At 43.3% G+C, this 23,151-nt stretch carries 17 protein-coding genes; 14 read left to right on the top strand and 3 right to left on the bottom strand.

Annotated elements, in window-relative coordinates; translation table 11 throughout:
* Window positions 1-224: 224 nt before the first annotated feature.
* From PPO43_RS01565 to PPO43_RS01545, 5 genes are all read left to right on the top strand, one after another.
* Window positions 225-7,229, top strand: a complete 7,005-nt coding sequence (locus PPO43_RS01565) for a T9SS type A sorting domain-containing protein (protein ID WP_272620035.1) — start codon at window positions 225-227, stop codon at window positions 7,227-7,229.
* A gap of 283 nt (window positions 7,230-7,512) precedes the next feature.
* Window positions 7,513-8,034 (top strand): hypothetical protein, encoded by a 522-nt coding sequence (locus PPO43_RS01560; RefSeq protein ID WP_272620034.1) that lies wholly within the window; start codon window positions 7,513-7,515, stop codon window positions 8,032-8,034.
* Window positions 8,035-9,043: 1,009 nt separating this feature from the next.
* Entirely contained in the window at window positions 9,044-9,280 is a 237-nt protein-coding gene (locus PPO43_RS01555) for a hypothetical protein (RefSeq protein ID WP_272620033.1), read from the top strand.
* Between the two features lie 143 nt (window positions 9,281-9,423).
* Window positions 9,424-10,089, top strand: a complete 666-nt coding sequence (locus tag PPO43_RS01550; RefSeq protein WP_272620032.1) for a hypothetical protein — start codon at window positions 9,424-9,426, stop codon at window positions 10,087-10,089.
* 712 nt (window positions 10,090-10,801) lie between these two features.
* Complete coding sequence (locus tag PPO43_RS01545) at window positions 10,802-11,455, top strand: toxin-antitoxin system YwqK family antitoxin (RefSeq protein WP_272620031.1); 654 nt, start codon at window positions 10,802-10,804, stop codon at window positions 11,453-11,455.
* Here the strand turns inward: PPO43_RS01545 and PPO43_RS01540 are convergent.
* From PPO43_RS01540 to PPO43_RS01530, 3 genes are read right to left on the bottom strand one after another with little or no spacing between them, the layout of a single operon-like run.
* Window positions 11,439-11,963, bottom strand: coding sequence for a hypothetical protein (locus PPO43_RS01540; protein ID WP_272620030.1), 525 nt, complete (start codon window positions 11,961-11,963; stop codon window positions 11,439-11,441). The two genes, PPO43_RS01545 and PPO43_RS01540, sit on opposite strands and share 17 nt — an antisense overlap.
* Window positions 11,964-11,968: 5 nt before the next feature.
* Window positions 11,969-12,919, bottom strand: a complete 951-nt coding sequence (locus PPO43_RS01535) for a peptidoglycan-binding protein (protein ID WP_272620029.1) — start codon at window positions 12,917-12,919, stop codon at window positions 11,969-11,971.
* A complete protein-coding gene (locus tag PPO43_RS01530; RefSeq protein ID WP_272620028.1) occupies window positions 12,912-13,442 on the bottom strand; it encodes a hypothetical protein in 531 nt (176 codons plus the stop codon). The genes PPO43_RS01535 and PPO43_RS01530 overlap by 8 nt, the downstream gene beginning before the upstream one ends.
* 84 nt (window positions 13,443-13,526) lie before the next feature.
* Here PPO43_RS01530 and PPO43_RS01525 point away from each other — a divergent pair, with 84 nt between their 5' ends.
* The 9 genes from PPO43_RS01525 to PPO43_RS01485 all read left to right on the top strand — a co-directional run bounded on the left by PPO43_RS01525 (window position 13,527) and on the right by PPO43_RS01485 (window position 23,075).
* A complete protein-coding gene (locus tag PPO43_RS01525; protein WP_014373666.1) occupies window positions 13,527-14,006 on the top strand; it encodes a prepilin-type N-terminal cleavage/methylation domain-containing protein in 480 nt (159 codons plus the stop codon).
* A 4-nt stretch (window positions 14,007-14,010) separates the two neighbouring features.
* Window positions 14,011-14,514, top strand: coding sequence for a hypothetical protein (locus tag PPO43_RS01520; protein WP_272620027.1), 504 nt, complete (start codon window positions 14,011-14,013; stop codon window positions 14,512-14,514).
* 156 nt (window positions 14,515-14,670) lie between these two features.
* The gene (locus PPO43_RS01515; protein WP_272620026.1) at window positions 14,671-16,107 is read left to right on the top strand and encodes a GspE/PulE family protein; all 1,437 of its coding nucleotides are present in this window, start codon (window positions 14,671-14,673) and stop codon (window positions 16,105-16,107) included.
* A gap of 197 nt (window positions 16,108-16,304) precedes the next feature.
* Window positions 16,305-18,302 carry a type II secretion system protein GspD gene (locus tag PPO43_RS01510; protein WP_272620025.1) on the top strand — a complete coding sequence of 666 codons (1,998 nt, stop codon included), beginning with the start codon at window positions 16,305-16,307 and terminating at the stop codon, window positions 18,300-18,302.
* Between the two features lie 2 nt (window positions 18,303-18,304).
* Window positions 18,305-19,522, top strand: a complete 1,218-nt coding sequence (locus tag PPO43_RS01505; RefSeq protein ID WP_272620024.1) for a hypothetical protein — start codon at window positions 18,305-18,307, stop codon at window positions 19,520-19,522.
* Entirely contained in the window at window positions 19,519-20,754 is a 1,236-nt protein-coding gene (locus PPO43_RS01500) for a hypothetical protein (protein ID WP_272620023.1), read from the top strand. Before PPO43_RS01505 ends, PPO43_RS01500 begins: the two co-directional genes overlap by 4 nt.
* Window positions 20,742-21,095 (top strand): hypothetical protein, encoded by a 354-nt coding sequence (locus PPO43_RS01495; protein ID WP_272620022.1) that lies wholly within the window; start codon window positions 20,742-20,744, stop codon window positions 21,093-21,095. Before PPO43_RS01500 ends, PPO43_RS01495 begins: the two co-directional genes overlap by 13 nt.
* Window positions 21,096-21,492: 397 nt before the next feature.
* On the top strand, window positions 21,493-21,963 hold the full coding sequence (locus PPO43_RS01490; RefSeq protein ID WP_272620021.1) for a PulJ/GspJ family protein: 471 nt from the start codon (window positions 21,493-21,495) through the stop codon (window positions 21,961-21,963).
* Window positions 21,948-23,075: a type II secretion system F family protein gene (locus PPO43_RS01485; protein ID WP_272620020.1), complete on the top strand. Its 1,128-nt coding sequence runs from the start codon at window positions 21,948-21,950 to the stop codon at window positions 23,073-23,075. The genes PPO43_RS01490 and PPO43_RS01485 overlap by 16 nt, the downstream gene beginning before the upstream one ends.
* Window positions 23,076-23,151: the final 76 nt, after the last annotated feature.

The raw sequence follows: 23,151 nt of genomic DNA, 5'->3' as shown, positions 1-23,151 counted from the left end.
AAACTAAACAACCGCTGCTGAGCGGCCTAGCGATGCGAAAGGGGGCGGCGAAGCCGCAGACCAAGGCCGTTAGGCCGCAGGGCCGAGCAGACCTGCGAGCCCTGAAGCGTAGCGCCGCAGCTTGCTGCGGAGGCCCAAAAAATAACTATAAAAAATACAAAATACTTGCGTTAATAAATGGAGTTACTTAAATTAGGTATATCATTAAGTTAAAACCTCAGTTTATGCGCAATTATTTACTCTATTTACTTTTGTTTTTGCCCTTGGGACTTTGGGGGCAAGTTTGGACGCCCAACAGCATGGCGGCCAATGGGGGCCGCCATCGGCTTTGTCAAGACAGTATATATTTTGCTTTGGAGGGCGGGAGCTTGTACGGGCAGCAGAGCGGGCAGTTTTTGTTGCCTACTGGACCGACTGATCGCTTGGTTTTGCGGCAGCTGGGCCAATATATTTACATAGATAGTTTGGGGCAGCCCTTATTTTTTGAGCTTTTGCCCATTTTGCAGCCGCCTAGGCAGTTGGAAGTTGGCGCATTTTGCCAGCAGGATGCGCGGGCGCTGGCCCCTCAATATTTTCATTATCGCTATTTTTTGTCGGACAGTCTGCCCGATCTTCGACTCCAAATTTATGAGGCGGGCCAGCTCTTGGAGCAGCGGCTATTGTCGGCCAATGGGCCCGGCCATCATCGAGATAGCATTTTGCTGACTTGGGCCAGCGATAGCAGCCAGCTCTATTTTGGCCTCTCTTGGGAAAGCTGTGGGGGCCGCGATTCTATTGGGCAGTTTTTGCCCAATTACCGCTCGCCCTTTGGGGGCTGGCAACTGCCTCGACCCTATGCGCTAGGCGATGACTCTCTGTATACGCCCCAGCTTTATAGCTTGTTGGATACGGGCTGGCAAAGCCAATTGCGCCTGGGACAACAGCCCTTGGGCCTACTACATCAGCGCTATTATTATCCGCAATGGGCCGGCCAAGATAGCCTGCGGCTCTGCATAGAAAAAGCAGGCTGCCGCTATGAATACGACAGCCTGCTGAATATTGAACCCGCTCCCAGTTTCGCTTGGCAAAATTTAGAAATTGGGGCGGCAGTAGGAGAAGCCTGTGTGGGGGATAGTATATATTTTTATTGGACCAATTTGAGGGCAGTTCCAGCTCATGTTTTATTGCAGCAACTCAATGGGGATTCCTTGTTAATTGATTTGGATAGTCTGCATTTACAGGCCCAATTTATTCGTACTAAGGCGGGGCAAAACTGGCGTTCGGCCAGTGTTTATTTATTAGATAGTAGTGGGCAGCGTTTATTAGAGGCCCAGCCTATTTTGATGCCAGATATTGAGTTGGCATTTAGTCCCTTAAAAACGCCCATTTGCGCAAACGATCATTTGTTAATTTATGCGCAACCAGCGGGAGGTGTTTTTTCGGCGGAACAGCTGGATACTTTGGGCGGCAGAGCAGGGAGTTGGCAGCCAAATTCTGCCTTAGTTGATGGAGATACCTTAAAGGCGGATCAGTTTATTTTTGCCAATCCTGCTTTGAATTATGGGCAAGCCAGTATTCGGTTGACCTATAGCTATTTGCCTACTTATAGCAATCAGGGATTTTGTTCGGATAGCATTCATTTATCTGCAGAATATCCCCTTATAGATAATCGATTAAATTCGGCATTTTTGCCTCCTCAACTAGTTGGGGAGAACATTGAGTTGGGAGATATATTGCGGGATCTTCGTCCGAGCCCGCAAACTGCATATTTTACGGATTTGGATACAAGTTTTTCAGGAACTTATGTACAATCTTTTGCTCAAGCGGATTCCTTTTTGGTTCATTTATCGGGCAGCGGCGAATATCCAGTAGATTTATCATTGGAAGCTGCGGGTTGTTCTAGTGAAATAGAGTTGAATTTGTTCATTCAGCCTGCGGCCAGTATTCCTGATTTGCCGACGGTTATTTGTACTGGGGCCGATACCGTAGTTTTTCATCGGGATAGTTTATTTTCTTATTCCAATTGGACCATAGATACAATTTCTAGAAGACAGTGTGTGCAGATGAATACGACGGTGCTTAGTCAAAGAAGTCGGATTCTATATAATTGTCAGGATGTGCCTAGTCTTCTACGTCGTCGAAAAAGAAATGAGTTAGTAAGTGTTCAGGCTTATGCGGACCAAGGAGTATTTAGTTTGAATGATTTATTGTCTGGGGCGCAGCCTATTGCTGCGGCTATATCGGCCCCCAATGCTTATAATGGACAGCCTGAAGATTTTTATTTGAATATGGGGGCTATAAATAACTTTTTGGCATCAGCTAATGATAGTTCTTGTTATGTGGCCATGTTGTTTAGGAGCATAGAGGAACGTCAATATTTTAATGAGGCGGGAACGGCTCTAGATACTAGTCGAGCGGCAACTTATGATAGTAGTTATTTTGCGGCTATACAGCGCATAGAATTTGTTGATGTGGCCAGTATTGGAATTGTGGATAGTTTATTAGCACCTACTTATTGTTATAATCAGCAGCTATTTCCTTTGGCGGTGCAGCCTGCTTATGAAACGGGCTACTCGACAATTAGTATTCGTCAGTTAGGGACTAATAATACTTTAACCTTAGTAGATGACATTATTGATATTGAAGGCGATCCATATTTTCAGGATACGGTAGATAGAGAGTATATTGTTCGTTATGAGTATAATAAGTATTATGGATGTCAATCTGGTTTACAGGAAGACACCTTTAAAGTCATTGCACCTTTGGTTTTGGATTTTATAGGACCACAGGCCAATAGCATCTATTGTGAAAACAGCCAAGAAGTTTATTTAAATGCTTATCCTACGGCCAATATGGGCTTATCTGCTCAGTTTGTTGGGGCGGGTATGGGCTATTTGAATAATGGTCAGCAAGCACCTTTGGCCAATACTTTTTCGCCTGTTTTAGCAGACACTGGAGCACATACGATTAGCTATATTTTTACAGATTTGGCAGCTTGTGAGCATCGTTTAGATAAAACTTTTCGGGTACAGGCATCGCCTGCGGTTAGTTTGCAGACTTTGGCGAGCCAACAGGACTTTTGTGCTAATGATACTGCGGTTGTTTTAGTGGGGCAGCCTGCTGGAGGGCAGTATTTTGGTCCTACTATTTTAGGGGATAGCATATTTCATCCCAATCAAGCTTATTTACTAGATAGTGCGGCGGCCTCGGGCGGGGTGCTGCTTTGGTATAACTATAGTGATAGTTTGGGTTGTACTGCTACAGATAGTTTGGACCTCTCTATTTATCCCTTGCCTAGTCCTGAAATATTGAATTTAGCTCCAGCCTATTGCGCTAATGCCTCGGCTTTTTTATTACAGGGAGGCGATCGTTCAGGGCTTATGGGGCAAGGCCAATTTTCAGGTTCTGCAGTGATCAATAATGTGTACACTCCGCAATTGGCTTTATCCGCTCAAGATACAGTCTATTATCGTCGAACAAATCAGTATGGATGTCAGCGAGAAACTATGCAGCTGGTCCAAATTGATACTATTCCTCGGCCTCGAATTTTACGACTTGATAGTCAGTATTGTTTGACTGAACCCTCTTTTAGCTTGCAAGGGCAGCCCCAAGCAGGGCCAAATGAGCAAGCTACATTTAGTGGAGCTGGTGTGAGCTTTTTGAATGGCCAATTTAGTTTTTCTGCCCAACAGGCAGCAAATATGGCGGGTATTTTACAGCCTATTACGATTAGTTACCAATTTGTGGATAGTCGGGGCTGTCAGGCTCAAAGTCAGCTTCAAACACTAATAAATCCCTTACCTCAAGCACAGTTTAATCTAGCTACGGCCTATTGTGTAGATGCAGAAATAGACAGTTTGGCTAATTCTATCCAAACACAACAATTTGCTGCCGCATATTTTCAAGGGGCAGGGATACAGGATAGTAGTTTGGGCTTGTTTTCGCCAGCTTTAGCCGCTCAACAACTAGGTTTTGGTTTGCAACAAATTCAATTTTTTGTGCAGGATAGCAATGGTTGTCGCAATAGCAGTAGCCAAACTTATTGGCTAAATGATTTGCCCACAATCAACATTACAGGTTTACCTACTGCAATTTGTAATCAAGGGACAGATTTGGACATTCGAGCTTTTCCTGCAGGAAGTATTGGTAGCCAAGCACATTATGCACATAATTTTCCAACTAACAGTTTCCAAATTCGCTCCGCGCTGCAGGCAGAGGCTAGTTTAAGCCCTACGGCCTTAGCCGCTCAGCCTTATTTTTTGGCCTATACTTATACCGACGCTAATGGCTGCACAAATAGTGATACCGTATTTACTACTGTTTTTGCTCAGCCTCAAGCCCAAATACAGGGCTTAGACAGCAGCTATTGCGAGCAAGAAGATAGCATTTATATGCAGGGAAATGCTGTTTCAGGAAAGTTTTCTGGTCCGGGGGTTCTGCAAAATAGTAATGTCTTTATTCCAAGTAGAGCTGCTGCAGGTAATCATACAATTAGTTATTTAGTAGAGGAATTACATTTATTCCCTACTGCTCAAGATAGCCTGATTTGTAGCGATTTGGCGCAATTTCAAGTACAGGTCCGTCCCAAACCTAGACCTACTTTATTGCAGCCCATAGCCAATAGTAGTTTTTGTGTGAGTAGTCCTTCTCAACGGATTATTGGAGATATTCAAAATCACAGCTTGCTATTCGATTCATCCTATGCTGGAGCGGGCTTACGGCCAGAGTATATCCAGATTATAGATACCATGACTGTGAATGGTCAAACGGTGAATATTTATATCATTGATACTATTTATCATTTTGAGCCAGCTTTAGCGGGCCCAGGACTACATGAACTCCAATTCACGGCTACGAATATTTTTGGTTGTGTAGATTCTGTGAGCCAGTTAGTCCAGGTTTTACCTAGCCCTGCACCAAGTTTTGTGTTGGATAGCCAGTTTTGTGAATCGGCTCCTCGCCAAATTCTTTCGGCTAGTCCCGCTGGCGGTATCTTTATGCTTAATGGAGATACTCTGCTCCAAAATGAGTATCATCCAAATTCATTTTATCCTCAACAGCCTTTATCGCAAAGTCGCCAAGATACACTAGTTTATTTAGTGGGCAATGGTAGTTGTGAGGCTAGTGATAGCCAGTTAATCACTGTTTTTCCCAATCCTTTGGTCAGTTTTAGTTTGGGCCAGAACGTAGATGCCTTTTGTTTAGGCCAAAATGATAGTTTAACCTTATTCCCCCAGCCTTTTGGGGGGCATTTTTCTGGAAATGGGGTCGCATTTGGCCAATCGATCTTTTGGGCAGATAATGCAGGTTTAGGAGAACATCCTATTCACTATGAATATACGGATAGCCAAGGCTGTCAAGGAATTTACTGGGATACGCTGAGGGTGTTTAGCCAGCCAGAATTAGCACTGGATGCGGCTGGAGGCTGCCTAAATGATGCTTATCTGTTTTGGAATAGCTCTTCTTTGGGCCTTGCGGGGCTCTTTCAAAATCAGGTTTTTGATAGCATAACCCAAGCTTATTGGCAGATAGCTGGAGGAACGCCTATTGCAGCCTCTTTCTCTGCTCCTTTTCAGCTAGACAGCTTTTCGCATCAATTTGCCCAAGCGGGCAGCTATTGGGTGAGCTTAACGGTCGAAAATCAGGGCGTTTGTTTGACCAAAGACAGCATTTTAATACAGCTATCGCCCAATGTACAGCCTACTGCGCAATTCCCTTATGAAGAAGATTTCAATCAGGATGATGGACAATGGTTAGCTGAAAGCCAAGCGGGTTATCCCGATAGTTTATGGGAGTGGGGAATGGCCCAAGGGCAGCGAATCAACAGTCTACAAGATAGCGCTCATTTATCAGTTTGGGCCAGTCGTTTGTCTGGCGCTTACCCCGCCAATCAAAGTGCTTGGGTCTATAGCCCATGCTTTGATTTAAGCCTTTTGGACCGCCCTATGATCAGCCTCGATATTTTTGATGATACTGATCCTGGAAATGATGGGACGGTCATTGAGTTCTATGATCCCCAACTAGCAATTTGGCGACCTTTGGGTGAGCTAGGGCAGGGGCTAAACTGGTACAATGAGGACATTATTGCAGGCCGTCCTGGAGTACAACAATTGGCCCCCAGAGGCTGGTCGGGCTCAGGCGCAGGCTGGCAAACGGCCCGCTATGCCTTAGATAGTTTTAGGCAGCAGTCTTTTCGCTTTCGGATTGCCTTTGGGGCCTTGGGCGTTAGCCCCACAGCCTATGAAGGCTTTGCCTTTGACAATATATTTCTGGGCAATCGCCGCAAAAAGGTTTTGCTAGAGTACTTTTCCAATTTGGGGCAGGCTGATTTGGGGGCGGCTTATACGCATCTCAATCAAATGGTTTATCGTCCGCCTTTGGTGCAAGATCTGGTTTTGATTCAGTACAATACCGCTTTTCCCAGCTATGATCCTTTTCATGCTCAAAATATGGCGGATCCTTCCGCTCGCCTGTTATTTTATGGCTTATCGGAGGCGGGGAAATTGGTCTTAAATGGTCGTCGCTTTAGTACGGCAGCCCCCTATGCCATGCAATTGCAGCCCATAGATGTGGAGCGCGATCGCTTAGCCGATCCGCTCATGGATATTCAGGGGCAGTCATTTATTCAGGCCAATGAAATAAGCCTATCGCTTTCTCTTACTGCTCTGCAGGCCCAGCAAGAGGCTAACCTTCGGCTTTATGTGGCCTTGGTGGAGGACTCTCTTTTTTATGATAATGGACAGCCCCTGCAGGCTTTTGTGCGCAAATTATTGCCGGATGCAGCGGGAACAGATCTGCCTAGAAATCTATCTTTGGGGCAGCAACTGAGCTATAATTTTAGCCAGCCCTTATCGCCTGATTGGCGGCCACAACAATTGCAATGGGTTGCTTTTGTACAAGAGCAAACTGCAGATAGTAGTTTTATTCATCAGGTTTACAGCAGCCGAGATATTTCTATTTATTTGGGCCAAGAAACAGCTTTAACAGCGGCTCAAGCTCCTCAGTTATCGCTTTTTCCCAACCCCAATATTGGGCCTTTTCAGTTAGTTCTGGAACAGCCCGCTGCTCAGGCGGGAAACTGGCAACTGTATAGCCTATCTGGCCAATGTCTAGCTACTGGAAATTGGGCCTTGGGCCAAAAAGAGCAGCAGCTAATGATGCCTGAAACCGCCTCGGCTGGAACCTATATCTTGCGCCTGCAAATAGGAAATTGGCTTCTTCAAAAGAAGATTGTTTTTAAGGACTATTAAGCTTTGGGGCCCGCGGCCGGCTAGGCCTTTGGCCTAGGTCGGCAGGCGCTATGTTGCGGGGCTCGCAAGCCTGCTCGGCCCTGCGGCGCTTTGCGCCTCGGTCTGGCCTGCGGCCACCCCTTCACAGCGCTAGGCCAGTCGCTTCGCTCCTTCTAGGCGCAGCAATATATCCAAAAGTTATGGGCCGATGGTTTTTACCATCGGCCTATTTTTGAAAATTGGGGAACAGCTAGCGCCTATTTTTAGTTAGGGGCTAGATATATTTAACAGTACAATTTTGGCTATGATAAAATTAAATTTTAAACCTATTGATAAGCCCTTGGAATATCTGGTGGATTACTATTATTATTATTATCTTCCTTTTATGATTCGTTTAAAAGAAAATACTATGGCTGCTTCAATGTTTATTGATTTTTTTAGTGAAAATAGTGGAGTATTCATTCAATCCGCTTTTGACTCTTGGAGTAAAACTCTGTCTAGAATGGATCTCGTCTCATTAAATAATGAAAAAATAAAAAAACTAGAGGATGGTGAATTTAATCGTTTAGAGTTGAGTGATGAGTTTTATAGCTGTTCTCTAGAGATAGAAATAGGCGATGACCTTGAACATCATAGGTTGGGGATGATGACTGCTTTTATGAACGAAACGGCTATGCTTATAACGATTGGAGAAAGTAGGGGGCCAATTAAGTATTACCGAATAAGTGAAAGTATTTATCTTGGAACAGACTCTGATTCATCTTGCTGCGCCATCTTGCTTTTAGATTTAAGCGAAGCGGATCTTAGAGAGATTAAGTTGCTGTAGAAAGCCTTAATTTTTGTTAGTGATTGACTTAGTATAAAAGCATTTTATGGGCCACCCGCCTTTGGCGGGCGGTTACTCCCGTTGGTCGTCGAACTGCGGACTAAAGTCCTTGTTGTCGTTTTGGGGCTCGCAGGCTTGCTCGGCCCGTCCTTTTTCGCTTTGCTCAAAAGTCGGTCTGGCCTACGGTCACCCCTGCACATCGGTTACTCCCTTTGGTCGTCGAAGACGCCCTAAAGGGCTTGTTGTGGCCGTTTGGCCTTCGGCTATGGACTGTAGGTTGAAACCTACAGCCAATTAGCGAATGCATTTTTGTGTTCAATGGAGGGTTGAAACCCTCCATAAATAAACATTTTTAGCCCTTCTTTGCTGATGGAGCCTAGTGGAATAGAAAATCCCCTCGAATGAGGGGATGACGATTTTTTCGATAGCCTAGGGCCTTGGTCCTAGGGTTCCTATGAAATTTATGGGGGAGAAAAAAACAAAATCAAACTACCGAAGAAAAAAATAACCCTTGTTCAAAGCGGTAGAGGATTTTAATCCTCTCCGCACTATAGATGTAGAATGGGGTTGTTGTATGGCTGCTGGTTTCAACCTGCAGCCACAGCTAGCAGGGCCGCAGGCCTAGGGGCCTGTAGGGGTGGCCGCAGGCCAGACCGAGGCGCAAAGCGCCGCAGGGCCGAGCAGGCTTGCGAGCCCCGAAAGGGCCCGGCCGCCAAAGGCGGCAGGCCCCAAAAAAAAGGAAAATAGCATCTTTAGCCCTCGTTCTTTGAAAGGAAGTTAAGTCGCTTTTGTTAGGAGATGGTAGGAAATATTATTGTTCATCATTAGTCTTCAGATGACTACAATTGATTAAAATGGTACATACATTTAGGTTGTTAAAAGCTGATTGGGGGATTTCAATAACTATTGATGCAGCGATTGTTAGGAATCCTAGTCCTGTAAATGACGATAGCGTATTATTGGATTTAGAAAATGTGAAGCTTAATGAAGAGGTAGTGAGTATTTAACTTTGGGTTTAGAGTGGTTTGTAAAAAGTGTAGATATTGAAAACCTTATAAATGAGTCTAAGCTGATAAAAATTAGGTCAATTAATTTTCATTATGCTGATTATCAAAAGGAAGGTTTTTTTTTCGCTATGGCTAGTTGGGCCGCTAAATATTTTGGAGTAGAAATGCTTGCTTATGAAGCATTTTTTGATAGGGGGCAAAATAAATATATATTTCCTCTATTAGAAAAAGGGAAATAGCTGTTCATCTGTACGAATAGCCTTTTTGTTCAGGCTGCAGTTCTATAGAGAGGATATATGCAGTTTTTTACTCTCTGGAAGATATTGCATCAATTTTCTGTGGAAGAGGGAGTGGCATTTAGTAATCCAAATAAAGGCGTTCAATGGACATGTTTTTAAACCAAAGGTGGATTTATATAGGACTTATCATAATTTATGTGGCAGGGAATTACTCCTGTTCTTCTAACAGAGAAGAGCATCTTAAGAATGAAATGGAGGATGTATTGGAAGCCTGTGTTATTGAATTGCCAGAAGGAGTAGAAACAGACTTTTTTTCAATGAGTTACGTCTTAGTTGACAGTTTGTTTTTTGATATATCAATCTGTCATAAAATTATAGAGCCTTGTCAAAAGCAACTTTTGGGATGTAAATATCAATGTGAAACCAAGGGGAAATTTATACTACAATATGATTGGTCAAATGAAAAAGTGATCTCATTGGCTAAAAGTTGTGGAAATTTTTGTGTTGAGAACCACTACTATTCAGTTGATGAAAATGGGCAACTCCGTACGCCATACATAGCCCAAAATATTTTAGCTCAAGATACTGTTGAGAATATCATCTTAGAGCTCACTGTATCACAGGATACGATTGTGGTTGTAGATGTAGTAGATAAAGTTGTTCTAGCTAAAACTGACTTGAAAGATTTAATAGGAGCAATAGATGTATCAGAAAATTTTAATTTGATAGAGCTCAAGAAATCTGCTGCGGTATTAAACTATGAGTCGAAAGAAGGGGGGATTAAACAAGTAAAACTAAATTGGGAATAAGTGTTTATCCCTACTAGTCGCCCTATCTATATTGATTTGCAGCAGGGCCTCCCGCCTTTGGCGGCGCTACGTTCGGCATCTCGCTATTCGCTCGGCCCCGCGGGCTGCGCCCTTGGTCTGCCGCTGCGCGGCACCCTTGCAGGCCCCTAGGCCTGCGGCCCTTCGGGCCTGTAGGTTGAAACCTACAGCCAATTAACGAATGCATTTTTGTGTTCAATGGAGGGTTGAAACCCTCCATAAATAAACATTTTTAGCCCTTCTTTGCTGATGGAGCCTAGTGGAACAGAAAATCCCCTCGAATGAGGGGATGACGATTTTTTCGATAGCCTAGGGCCTTGGCCCTAGGGTTCCTATGAAATTTATGGGGGAGACAAAAACAAAATCAAACTACCGAAGAAAAAAATAACCCTTGTTCAAAGCGGTAGAGGATTTTAATCCTCTCCGCACTATAGATGTAGAATGGGGTTGTTGTATGGCTGCTGGTTTCAACCTGCAGCCACAGCTAGCAGGCGGCGAAGCCGCCGCAGGCCTAGCTGCCTGAAAGGGTGGCCCTTAGGGCCAGACCGAGCCAGCTTGCTGGCGAAGGGCCGAGCAAGCGCGAGCCCTGCAAGGGAGCGGCCGCCGAAGGCGGCAGGCCCCAAAAAACTGGCTTTCCAAAAATTACTTTTATTGGACATCAGCCAATAAATGGCTAGCTTTGGTCCAAAAGAATATGAAAAATATATGCCTACTGATGTTCATTATAGGTTCAGTTGGAGCTTTTGCTCAGTCTGAATTGCGCCCTTTGAGTATGTTAGAGGGGGATACTCTCGTTCGAGCTAAAATCTTTGTGAAAAACCCTGAAAAGTTCAAGGCGAAAAAAGGAAAAATGTACTTCTGGTACCATAAAGATCGTTTATTGGGTACAGAAGCCGCATATTCAGGCTTGTTGTTAGAAGGGCTTTATGAGCGTTTTTATCCAAATCAAAATCTTTTGGAAAAAGGCTTTTTTCATAAAGGGTTAAAGAATGGCCTTTGGCAAAAATGGTGGGAAAATGGGCGCTTAAAAGAAGAGTTGAATTGGAAAAAAGGGCAAAAAAAAGGAATTTTACGCCGCTATAATGCTGCTGGGCAATTGATTGAAAAAGGGCAGTATCGCAAAGGGAAATTGCATGGGAAATACTATTTTTTTGATCCTGAAACTGGCCGCTGCATTCAAGTAGAACGCTACAAAAAAGGAGAGAAAAAAGTAACTAAACCCAAAAAAGAACGGAAAAAGCAGCCAGCAAAGGCCAAAAAGCCTAAGCCAGCGCAAAAAGAAAAAAAGCCCAAAACAAAAAAGAAGGCCAAGCAAAAGAAAAAATCGGCAACTACTTCTTCAAAATAGTATGACGTTCGGCTCGCCAATTTAACCAAATAGAATCGGGGAAAATAGCCATTAATCGAATTCCCTTGACGGCTTCGCCCACTGTTAGGTTGGGGAAAAACTGATCGTCAATTTTAAGAATCGCAATACTGTCGGATTGACTTATGGCGTAGCCCTGATAGCGGACTTGAGGCATTTTGGGGAGAGCGACTTTCTTTTCGATTTTTTTACTCCTTTTGGGCTCCTTTTGAGCAAAACTAGGTTTTTGATCCATTTGCCGTCTTGGTCCAGGAGAGGAAAAATGATAAGCTTGTTCCTTCAAAAAGGGATCTTCATAGTCTAAAGCAAGTTGATAGCCCTCTTTATTGACCGCCTGCTCTTTATTCCAATTGGCAAATTGTATGGGAGGCATAGAGCGATCGTCTTCAGGGGCAAAGGCCTGGTATATTCGGTAAAATACAAGGCCCCAAACAAGAAGCAAAAGTGCTCCTAGGATATATTTGCTATAACTTTGTTCTAAAATTGACATCTTTTCTAGTTGATCATCACTTGCCAAAGCGGACTGTAACTGCTTAATTGTCCATTGACTCCCACTGCACGAACTTTCCAGTAATAGTTGCCCGATCCCTTACCAATCGTGTCATTGGCTAGCAAGTTAAAATTAGCCGTTTGACTGGCCCTAATCAAAAATGGATTACTTTCATTTTCATAATAAAAATAAATGCTATCTCTTTGGTGCTGACTAGCGCTTCGCCAACTAAAGTTGGCTGGCAAACTATTGATTTGACTAGCTGAACTAGGCTGTGTAAGCTCTGGCGCAATATTCAGTGAAAAGGATAGGGTAGCGCTCCATGCAGTACTATCTAGATGTTGTCGGATAGCTCTTAGTCGCCAATAAAAAGTTCCTGTTCCCAATTGTTGCTGAAGCAGATAGTAGTCTTGCGAGATTTGCTGGTCAATAAGCATCAATTGAGAATTGAAACTGGGATGACTGGCCACTTGCAAACGATAACTTTGAGCCAAGCTGAGCCCCTCCCAAAGAAAAAGAATGGAATCAGTACTAAAATTAGCTAAATCTGCTGGCTGAATGAGGTACAAGGACTGATGACTTAAGCTGCTATCGGTTTCAATCCTGAGATTGAAGATTTCATAATCTGTACTAGAGCTTCCATTGATGCCCCTTACTCGCCATTGATAATGGCCCGGAGAAAGCGTTAGCCGATGACTATTCCCAAGAATTGTACTGTCTAAGATATAAGCAGAAATTGCCGAAAAACTATCTTGAACAACTTCTAAGCGAAAGGAATCAACAACTTCATCGGCAGCCCAAACCAGCTCTTGCAACTCTTGATTACTGCTGTAGCCATCATTAGGCGCCAAAAGTTCTATTTTTAGCTTGGAAAGATCCTCTTCCAATAAAACCCCACAACTAAAAGGGAGTAGCGCTAAAAGAAAAAGGGCTGTAGATAAAAGTAGCTTATTCATCTAATGTCTGAATATTTTGGAGCTCTAAGGATAAAATGAGTTCTGTCTCTCGATTGTCTCTATTGCGCTGTAATTCAAAGAAACTATGAACGACCTGCCCCAGTTTTAACTCCTGTTCTAACAAATAAATAAAGGAAAGTAAGGCCTTATAATTGCCCTGAAGCGAAATCTGATGTAACTGTAATTCATATTTCCCCTCTCTATAGGTCCGGGCCTGAGCCAACTGCCGTACCTGCAACTGATGCGCAGCCGACCAACTACTTACTACCTCAAATAACTCTGTGGCACTAAACGGACGCTCAGAGCTTAAGGCCTCAGATTGCGCCAAAGCTTGCCGATAATGAGCAATTTCTTGTTCCAATTGTGCTTCTTGGGCAATTTGCTGCCCTAGCTTTCGATTACTTTGGTAAGCCGCATAACTTTTTGAAAAACTCAGCTGCCAAGATAAAAAAAGAAGAAAAAGGCTGCCTAAACCCAAAAAAAGAAGCCGCTTTTTATAGGCAGTTGTGTCTAATAAGGCCATGCTATCTGTAATTCTTTTCTATACCCTCATCCTAAAATAACCGTTTTGCTTTTAACCGCTATTTTGAAAGAGTAGGCTGCAAAGATGCCTTTTTTTATTGAACTTATTAAAGAAATGTGTTCCTTTGTGGGGCAAAAGAACAAGCACAATATTTCTATGAAAATTTTAAAGAAAAAGCTAAGCGCTTTAACACTAACAGAACTCATGGTGGTCCTTGTCATTATTGGCATTCTCATTCTATTGGCTCTCCCCAATATGAAGGGACTTTTTGGCCAAGCATATAGCCTAGAAGCCAAAAAACAACTTAAATTCTTACATAGTCTACAAGAAGGCTATCACGCTATGAATTTTCGCTATTCCGATGATTTTAAACAACTTCGCTTTGAACCCCCAAAAGTGAAAGCCAATGGCGGAGATGCCGTTTACGATTATGAAATTGTCAACGCTTCTAAACAAAGTTTTTTGGCCAGAGCAACCGCTACCGAAGATTTTGATGGAGATGGCCAACTCAATGTTTGGGAAATTAACCAAGATGGCCAATTGCAAGAAGTGACCCTAGATTAAGCCCATGAATTGGCTAATTATCGGCCTTCTAAGCGCTATCTTATACCAAGATTTTAAAGAGCGAGCCATTTACGCTTTTTTGCCAGTTTTGCTGCTCTTTTTTGCGCCGGCCAAGCAATTTTACCAACTAGGCTACATCCAATACGGATTTATAGGCTTCAATTTACTTTTGCTGAGCCTCCAATTAGTTGCGCTACAACTGTATTTTCTACTCAAAAATGCCCGCCTTTACAGTATCGTTAATCGCGAAATTGGCCTAGGCGACCTCCTGTTTTTTCTCCCCCTTTGTTGCTTGTTTTCCCCACTCCAATTTATCTTTTTCTTTATCATCAGCCTTGCAGGTTCCCTAATTGCTTACCTGCTGTTTTCTAACCTCCTGGGCTGGTCCAAAGAAAGTATCCCCTTGGCCGGCAGTATGTCGGCTTTCCTCATTTTTTATCTACTCTTAGAGCAATGGACTAGCTTTTCTATGTATAACGATTCCTTTTTTTACCAATGGATAGGATAGTAGCTCTTTTTTAGGGGCCTCCCGCCTTCGGCGGGCGCTCCGTTTCGGGGCTCGCTATTCGCTCGGCCCTTCGGCGCAAAGCGCCTCGGTCTGGCCCTGCGGGCCACCCCTACACATCGCTAGGCCATTGGCCCATTTTCCACCAAATACTTGATTATGATAGACTGGGAAGATCGCCTTCAACAAATTGACAGAAAATTGTTGCAACGCCTCAGCGATGAAGAAGCTTGGCGCTATCAGCTTATCCTATTTAAAGAAGATGAAAAGGGCTTACATGCCGCTGTGGCCGAAGATCAATCCGACTTGACTGCTTTGGCCCTAGAATTAGAACTCTTATTGGGCCAAACGATTCAGTTTTACCCCTTACCCAAGGCTGTTTTGCAACCCTTTTTGGGCCAACACTACCGCCGCGATAAAAGCTACCGAAAACAAGAGAAACTAAGCACTACAAAAGATAGCTTGCTTTCCCTACTCCTAGAAGCTGAAGAGCTTGGCAGTAGCGATATTCACTTTGAAGTCTATGAGAAAAAAGCTCGGATCCGCCTGAGAATAGATGGCGAATTGATCGAACGATATAGCTTGGAAAAGAAAGATTACCCCAGCCTAATCAATAAAATTAAAATTAAGGCCCAACTCGATATTGCCGAAAAACGCCTGCCCCAAGATGGCCGAATCTTTCTAGAAGAAGGCGGGCAAAAATTAGATATTCGAGTTTCTGTTTTGCCCACACTTTATGGCGAAAAAGTAGTTATGCGATTGCTCCGCAACAATAGCAGCCAAATGAAGCTAGAGGAGCTCGGTTTTGATGCTCAAAGCCTCAGACGCTATCAAGAAGGCATGATGATGCCAGAAGGCTTGGTACTGATTAGTGGACCAACAGGATCTGGGAAAACAACAACGCTTTATGCTAGTTTGCATCAACTCAATACTGTGGGCCGAAATATTATTACCATTGAAGATCCTATCGAATATACTTTGGAGGGAATCAATCAGGTGCAACTCAAAGAGGCTATTGGACTCGATTTCGCTAGTAGTATTCGAAGTTTTATGCGCCAAGACCCCAATGTAATTATGGTGGGGGAAATTCGAGATCGGTCTACAGCCGAAATGGCGATTAGAGCATCTTTAACGGGGCACTTGGTTTTTTCTACCATTCATACCAACTCTGCTTGGGGAATTGTGGCCCGTTTAGTAGATATGGGAGTACCCGCTTATTTGCTAGCCGATACCTTGAATACGGCAGTGGCTCAGCGCTTGGTGCGCTTACTTTGCCCCGCCTGTAAACAAGCAGAGGCATTTCGGCCAGAGTTGTTGCCTTATAGCTATACCTTAAAACAAAAAATTAGTCAGCACTATCTAGCAAAAGGTTGTGCAGCTTGTAATTACACGGGCTATAAAGGCCGAAAAGCCATTTATGAGGTTATCCGAATAGATGAAGATTTGGCCCAACATATTAAAAATAAATCATTTAACGTAAAAACATTACTTCAGGAAAGGGGAGTAGAAAGCTTGGCGGAAGCGGCTATAAAGCTTTTAGTGGCTGGAGAGAGCACAATAGGAGAGCTTTATCCTATTTTGGCTGCAAGTAGTTAGTAAAGCTTGCTTTTGGCTGTGGCCTTGGGCCGCCTTTCAACGCCCAAAGGGCGTCTTTTTGGCTGAGGGATGGACAGCAGTGGCCCGCAGGGCCAGACCGAGGCGCTTTGCGCCGAAGGGCCGAGCGAATAGCGAGCTGCGAAACAGCCCGACCCGACCGCAGGGAGGGGCAGCCCCAAAATAAAAAAAACAAAAAGATGAAAACAAAAGGTCTGTTACTCTTACTCTTGATGCTTGTGGGCCATATTGCTGTGCAGGCACAATTGGATGAAGATCGGTTTGAGTTGTTGGAGGAACAGCTCGATCGTTTTTCTAAGCAAGAGACAAATTTGAACAAAAAAATAGACATTTCTGCTTTGGGGACGGTTAGTGAGATTATCACGGCGGTGGCTCAGCAAAGTAAGCTTAATATTACGATAGATCCGCAGTTGAAGCAGGCGGTTGTTAGTAATTTTTCTAAGGTTAAGATTAAGGATTTGTTGCTTTACCTTTGTCGGCAATATAATTTGGATTTGGCCTTTTCGGGTTCGATCATTACGGTTTTTCCGCACAAAAAAGAGCTTCCCGTACCCAAGGAAAAAGAGTTGGCCAAGTATAATGCGTTTACCAACAAATTGAGTTTAGACGCTAAGGCTGAGCCTTTAGATAAGTTATTGCGTTCCATTACGCAATCGACGGGACAAAATGTAGTGGCGAGTAAAAAGGCCCAGCAATTGGCGGTTTCGGTTTTTGTGGAAAAGACGGAGATTGAGGATGCTTTGGGGCTTTTGGCTCGGGCCAATGAATTGCAATTGAGCAAAACAGATGAAGGGGCTTTTTATTTGGCCTTGAAAGAAGAGGAAATTGATCCGACATTGGCCAAAAACAAGAATGCTAAAAATCGATTAAGTATGGGGGCTGGAGTTGATTATCAGGCCATCCAAAACCTTTCTATGCTTGTTACAACAGACTCGTTCAGTCAAGAGCAATATTTAGACATAGAAGCCATTGACATTCCCCTATTAGATCTTATTCAGGCTGTTTCTATTGAGTTGGGCCAAAATTATTTTCTATTTGAAGAAGGGGGCGCCAATGGGGGAAGAGGACAACAAAGGGGCCGTAATAATAATAATAATCGACAGCAAAATGGAACGGCTTCTAATCCAGCTATTTCTATGAAATTGAGTCATGCCACTTATAGTGAGTTTTTAGATTATATTTTAACGGGGACGACTTTAACCTATAAATTATCGGAGGGGATTTATTTAATTGGAGATCGAGAGCAGGAAGGTTTACGGACGGCAAAGGTCGTACAGTTACAAAATCGATCGGCTCAAGAAATTGAAAAAGTGATTCCCTCAGATTTGCAGGAGCGGGTAGATATTCAACCTTTTTTAGAGCTCAATGCGGTTTTATTGAGTGGGGCAGCTCCCGAAGTAGCAGAGATAGAGGCTTTTTTGCAGTCTATAGATAAGCTGGTTCCTGTCGTTAATATTGAGTTGATTATTTTGGATGTACAAAGGAGTTTAATCAATGAGAGTAATTTAGAGATGGGCTTGGGCGAGTCGCCTGCTAGTGATCAGGCAACCTTGACGCCAGGTGTATCTTTTAGTTTTGGGGCAGAGACTATCAACCGTTTGTTAAATACTTTAGCGGGAAGGGGAATTGTCAATTTGGGGCGGGTTGTCCCCAACTTTTATGTTTCGATGGGAGCTGTAGAAGATGCGGGCTTAATCAAAACGAAGTCAAGGCCACAGCTTTCAACTCTTAACTCTCATGAAGCGACTTTTACTGTGGGAGAAACTCGATATTATCAGGAAACTAAAACGACAGTTCAGGGGGTGCAAGGAACTGTGACTCAACAGGATGTAAACTTTAAATCTGTACAGGCCAATTTTACCATAGGAATTTTGCCTCAGGTATCTGGAGATGAGCAAATCACGGTAGATATCACGGTCAGCCAGTCTGATTTTACTGGAGAAACTCAGATTGGGGCGCCTCCAGCCCAGTATACCCGAACATTTGAGTCGGCTTTGCGAGTACGCAATGGCGAAATGATTGTATTGGGTGGTTTGAATACTAAACGCAAAGAGGAAAGTGCAAAAGGGGCGCCTTTTTTGGCTAGGATTCCCTTACTTAATCTTTTGGGAAGCCGAAAGAAAACAAAGTCAGATAGCGAGTTGCTTATTTTTATTAAACCTACAATAGTCTACTAATTATGCAAGCGAAAATGGCATCTTGGTTATTATCTACAAAGCAATTGGCTGGGGTAGAATGTTTTTGGACCGAAGAGGGCTACCGTTTGCAACTTGTAGTTTTGGCCCAAAAAAAAGGGGAGGCAAGCATTGTTCAACAGGCGGCTAATTTAGGTAGTTGGGATGAACTAAAGGATTTGCTGCCAAAGGATTGTCCAATATTTTTTGGCTGGAATAGCCCTAAGCTTATCTTTAAATCTTTTGACCGAGCATTTGAAAATAAGGAGCAAGCCCTAAAGACAATATTTCCCTCTGCGAAAGCAGCGGATATCTTAGTAGAGTTTTATCCCAAAAAAGAGGGACAGTTAGTTGTTTTGGGGCGAAAAGAAGAGCTATTGGATTTATTGAATTTGGCTCAAGAGGCTGGCTTGTCTATAGTCTATGCCAATTATGCGCCTTTTGTGGCCACCGCTTTATTTCCCTATTTAGAAGAAGAGCGAGTAGTTGCTAATCATTATGAGTTTTTTTTGGAAGATGGAGCCTTGAGTGAACTGCTCAAGCAAGAGGGAACAGCCCAAGAATTAAACTTGGGCGATGAGCAGCTTGATAGCCGGATGTTGGCTGCAGCGGCTTTAGCTTTTATTGGTTTAGAGGATGTTGGACAGACGGCTTTGGATATTCCCTTACTAAAGGATAATCAGGAGCGATTGCTATACAAAAAACTACTGGAGTTGAGTACTATCGCCCTTTTATCTTTTTTCTTTATCAGCTTGTTGATCAATTACTTTTATTTAGAGCAGCTGGAACAGAAAAACGAATCCTTGAGTTTGGAGCTAGCCCAAAAGCAACAATTGATTGCCGAAAGAGATCGGCTTAAAGAAGATTATGAACAGCAGGTAAATTTGGGAGCTGGAGCTAGCTTAGGCGAAAAAAGTCAGCAATCTTTTTACGCCGATCAGTTGGCCAGTAGCCTGCCAAAAAGCATTCATTTATTGGAGCTAGAAATCGCTCCTTTGCTAGAAGATAAAAAGGCGGAGCGAGAAGGAAAGGCGCCAAATTATCAACAAGGACTTATCCGAATTAAGGGGATTTCTAAGAAGTCGGTCTTTTATAATGATTGGAAAAAATCATTGCAAGCCTTGAGTTGGGTAGAGCGTATAGACGATATTTCTTATCAGAATATAGATCATTATCAAGCCACTTTTGAGTTATTGGTAATTTGTAAAAAGGAAGGCGAATGAAGCAAAAACTAAGCGGGCGGGCATTGCTTTATGCCATTGTGGTTAGTCTGCTCATTGCGATTATTCTAACGGCTTTTTTAATGTTGTCCGCTAGTCATCGTTTTTTGCAGACAAAGTCGTTTTTGCAAGGCCAGTTAATTCGCAATGCAGATGCAGGCATTGCCTATTTATTGGCCCAAGAAACTGAGATAGAATCTTGTATTTCTTTGTATGGAGAGGCCCAAGATAGCGTTTGTCTTTTTAAGCGAAGTTGGGGAATGTATGACTATTTAGGGGCTCGGAGTTTTCATCGACAAGATAGTTTTAGTCGCTTGTATTTGGTTGGTCAACTGCCTGAAGGCCGTTTGAATGCAGCAGTCTATTTGGCGGATAGAGGAAAGCCGCTGATGCTGGCGGGGAAAACCCTGTTGAGAGGTGCCGCTTATTTGCCCAAAGCGGGATTAAAACGAGGACGGGCTGCTGGTCAACAGTTTGAAGGGGGGCAATTGCTTTATGGCGAGGAGCGAAGAAGTAGTAAGTTTTTACCGAGTTTAGCATTAGACAAATTGAGGCATTTGGACCAACTGCTGACTTTGCCTGAACAGCAAACCACTTTGGCCCCAAAAATTCACTGTTCTTTTGAACAAATGCCTAAATATATTTTAGCCGAAGAATTGTATCTACAAAATGAGAATTTAAAAGGAGCCTTGCTCATTCGAGCTGAAAAAGCAATTTATGTTGGAAAAGAGGCCCAACTAGAAGAGGTCATCTTGCAAGCGCCCAATATTATTTTTGAGTCGGGTTTTGAGGGCAGTGTTCAAGCTATTGCGAGCGATACAATTATTGTACAGGCAAACTGCCGCCTTAAATATCCCTCTGTTTTAGCCGTTTATCGCAATCAATTGGCTGAACAAGCCAGTTTTTTGCAATTGGATTCGGCTTCTATCTTAGAGGGGATTTGGATTTCTCAAGAAGAATATAGCCCGCGTATGGGCCGCTCTAGGCATCGTTTGGCGCCAACGAGCAAAGTCCGAGGATTTGTTTATAGCAATGTTTACTTAGATATGCAGGCCGATATTGATGGGCAGCTCATGCTTCGACAACTGAGTTTGAAAACGCCTGCAGCGGTTTATGAAAATTACCTGATTAACGTCAAAGTTGAATTGGAAAAACGCCCAAAACGTTTTTTATTGCCGGATATTTTTAAAGAAGGAAGTCCCAAAAAAAGAGGAATTATTAAATGCTTAGAATGACAAAAAAAGTGGCGGGCAGCTCTTTATTGGAGAGCATGATGGCCCTACTGCTTATTTTTATTAGCTTGGCTTTCGGACTAAATTTTTATTTACAATTGCTAAAAGCCGATGCCATCCAGCAGCAATCTTTGATTGAACTTTGCTTGCAAGATATCCGAACGACAGCTTTGGAGCAGGGACCTTCAGAAAATCAGCAGTTTGAGCGCCCCCCTTTTATTATTGAACAGAAATGGCAAAAAGAAAATGCGCCTTATCTCTATCGTTTAGAGCTAACCGTTTTGGATGCGCATAAAGAAGAATTGCGAATCGATAAACAGTGGTTATATTGGCCTGTGGATTAAATGCTTGTTTTGGGGCCTCCGCCTCGCTTCGCTCGTCGGCGCTACGTCCGGCAGCTCGCTGCTCGCTCGGCCCTGCGCAAAAAACAAGTTTTTGCTTGGTCTGCGGCTTTGCCGCACTGCCTACCATCGCTAGGCTGCCCAACAGTCTTTCTTCTTTTGGCGTTTTTCTTCGGCTGCTGAACGGTTTTTCGCAGATGGGCTGAAGTCCATTGTTGTTATAGGTTTCAAGCTACAGTAAAAAGGCCCGAAGGGCCGTCGGCTTAGGGATGGATAGCAGTGGCCGCAGGCCAGACCCAGTTTTTTGAGCGCAGCGAAAAAAACGCAGGGCCGAGCGAGCAGCGAGCTGCGACACAGCCCGGCCCGCCCTTTGGGCGGGCAAGCCCCAAAAAAATAGGAGATGAAAAAATATGCGGCATTTACTTTAGTAGAGCTTATTTTGGTGATGTTGTTGGCTACCTTTGTATTGTCTATGGGGTTGTTAGCTCATCAGATAATGGATCAATTGTATCGTCAATATGAGCGAGAGACGGAGGCAATTTTGGAATTGGATGCTTTTCGGGCCATCTTGCAGACTGATTTTGTGCGTAGTCGGAGTGCTATTTGGGAGGAGCAGCGGTTAATTTTGGAAATGGATAGTCTGCAGTTATCTTATTCTTTTGAGCGAGATTTTGTTTGTCGGCAAATTCTGGAGATGGAGGCCAAAGTAGATACTGTATTTTGCGAGACAAAAGCATTGCGTTTGTATTGGGAGAAGGCTTTGCGGGAGGAAAATGGGCCAGTAGATGCTTTAGATTGGGAAATAGAAGATTTGGATTTTGTATTTAGGATTAGGAGCCAAAAAAACAGGGATCAATGGGAATCAAATTAGCGCAAAAGGAGAAAAAAAAAGTGGAAAGCTCTAGTTCTTTTTGGGCTTTTATGAATAAGGATATTAGTTTTGGGGGGGCTTTTTCGGCTAAGAAAAAGCAAGCTTTTTATGAAGAGTTAGCGTTATTATTGCGGGCGGGTTTAGATTTGCAGACGGCCTTAGAATTATTGAAAGAGAATTTAAAGAAGAAAAAGGAGCAAGAGATTTTAGGGCGTTTATTAGAGGAAATCATTTCGGGGGCTCGTTTTTTTGAGGCTATGCAGCGTTTGTCTGTATTTTCGACTTATGAGTGTTATAGTATTCAGATTGCGGAAGAATCGGGTCAGTTACAGGCTGTATTAAAGGATTTGGCGGCTTTTTTCAGGAAGAGTTTGAAGTATCGGCAGCAGCTTATTTCTGCTCTATCGTATCCTATTTTTGTTATGAGTTTTTCTTTTTTGGCGCTTTTCTTTTTGCTGCGTTATTTGGTGCCCATGTTTTCGGGGATTTATGAGCGTTTTGGTAGTGAATTGCCTTATTTGACGCGTTTGGTCGTGCAGGCTTCGGATTATAGCAGTCGTTATGGGGGCTATGTTTTGCTCTTGCTGCTAGGGTTAATTATATTTTTATATAGTCAAAAAAAGGCGGTTTGGTGGCGAAAATGGCGGGCGAATATACTGTTGTTTCTGCCTATTTTTGGGCCGATTATCAAGCGAATATATTTAGCGCGTTTTGCTCAATCTATGGCTTTATTGTTAGGGGCGCGTTTGCCTTTGTTGCAGGCTATGGATTTATTGGATCAGATGATTGATTTTTATCCTTTAGAGCTAGTATTAAAATCGGCTAGTCAGAAGGTATTACAGGGAGATACTTTAGCGGAGGCTTTGGGAAAGGGAACTATATTTAACAATCAGTTTTTGGCGCTTATTCGAGTAGGGGAGGAGGCAGGTCAGTTGGGGCCTATGTTTGGGCGTTTAGCAGAGCAATATAATGAAGAAATAGAGCAGCGAACGGCTATTATTGGTAGTTTGTTAGAGCCTGTTTTGATTGTTGCCTTAGGGCTGATGGTGGCAGTTATTTTGGTGGCGATGTATCTACCGCTATTCCAGTTGAGCACATCTATTGGTTTTTAAACCAATTATAGGAGGCGGTGATTATAATTGGGTTGTGTTTTTTTATTTTTTTCAAGCTTTTTTGTGACAACTATTA

This window comes from Saprospira sp. CCB-QB6 (assembly GCF_028464065.1).
Taxonomy (GTDB): domain Bacteria; phylum Bacteroidota; class Bacteroidia; order Chitinophagales; family Saprospiraceae; genus Saprospira.
The sequence above is the reverse complement of the archived record's forward strand: the minus strand, read 5'-3'. Positions and strand labels throughout refer to the sequence as shown.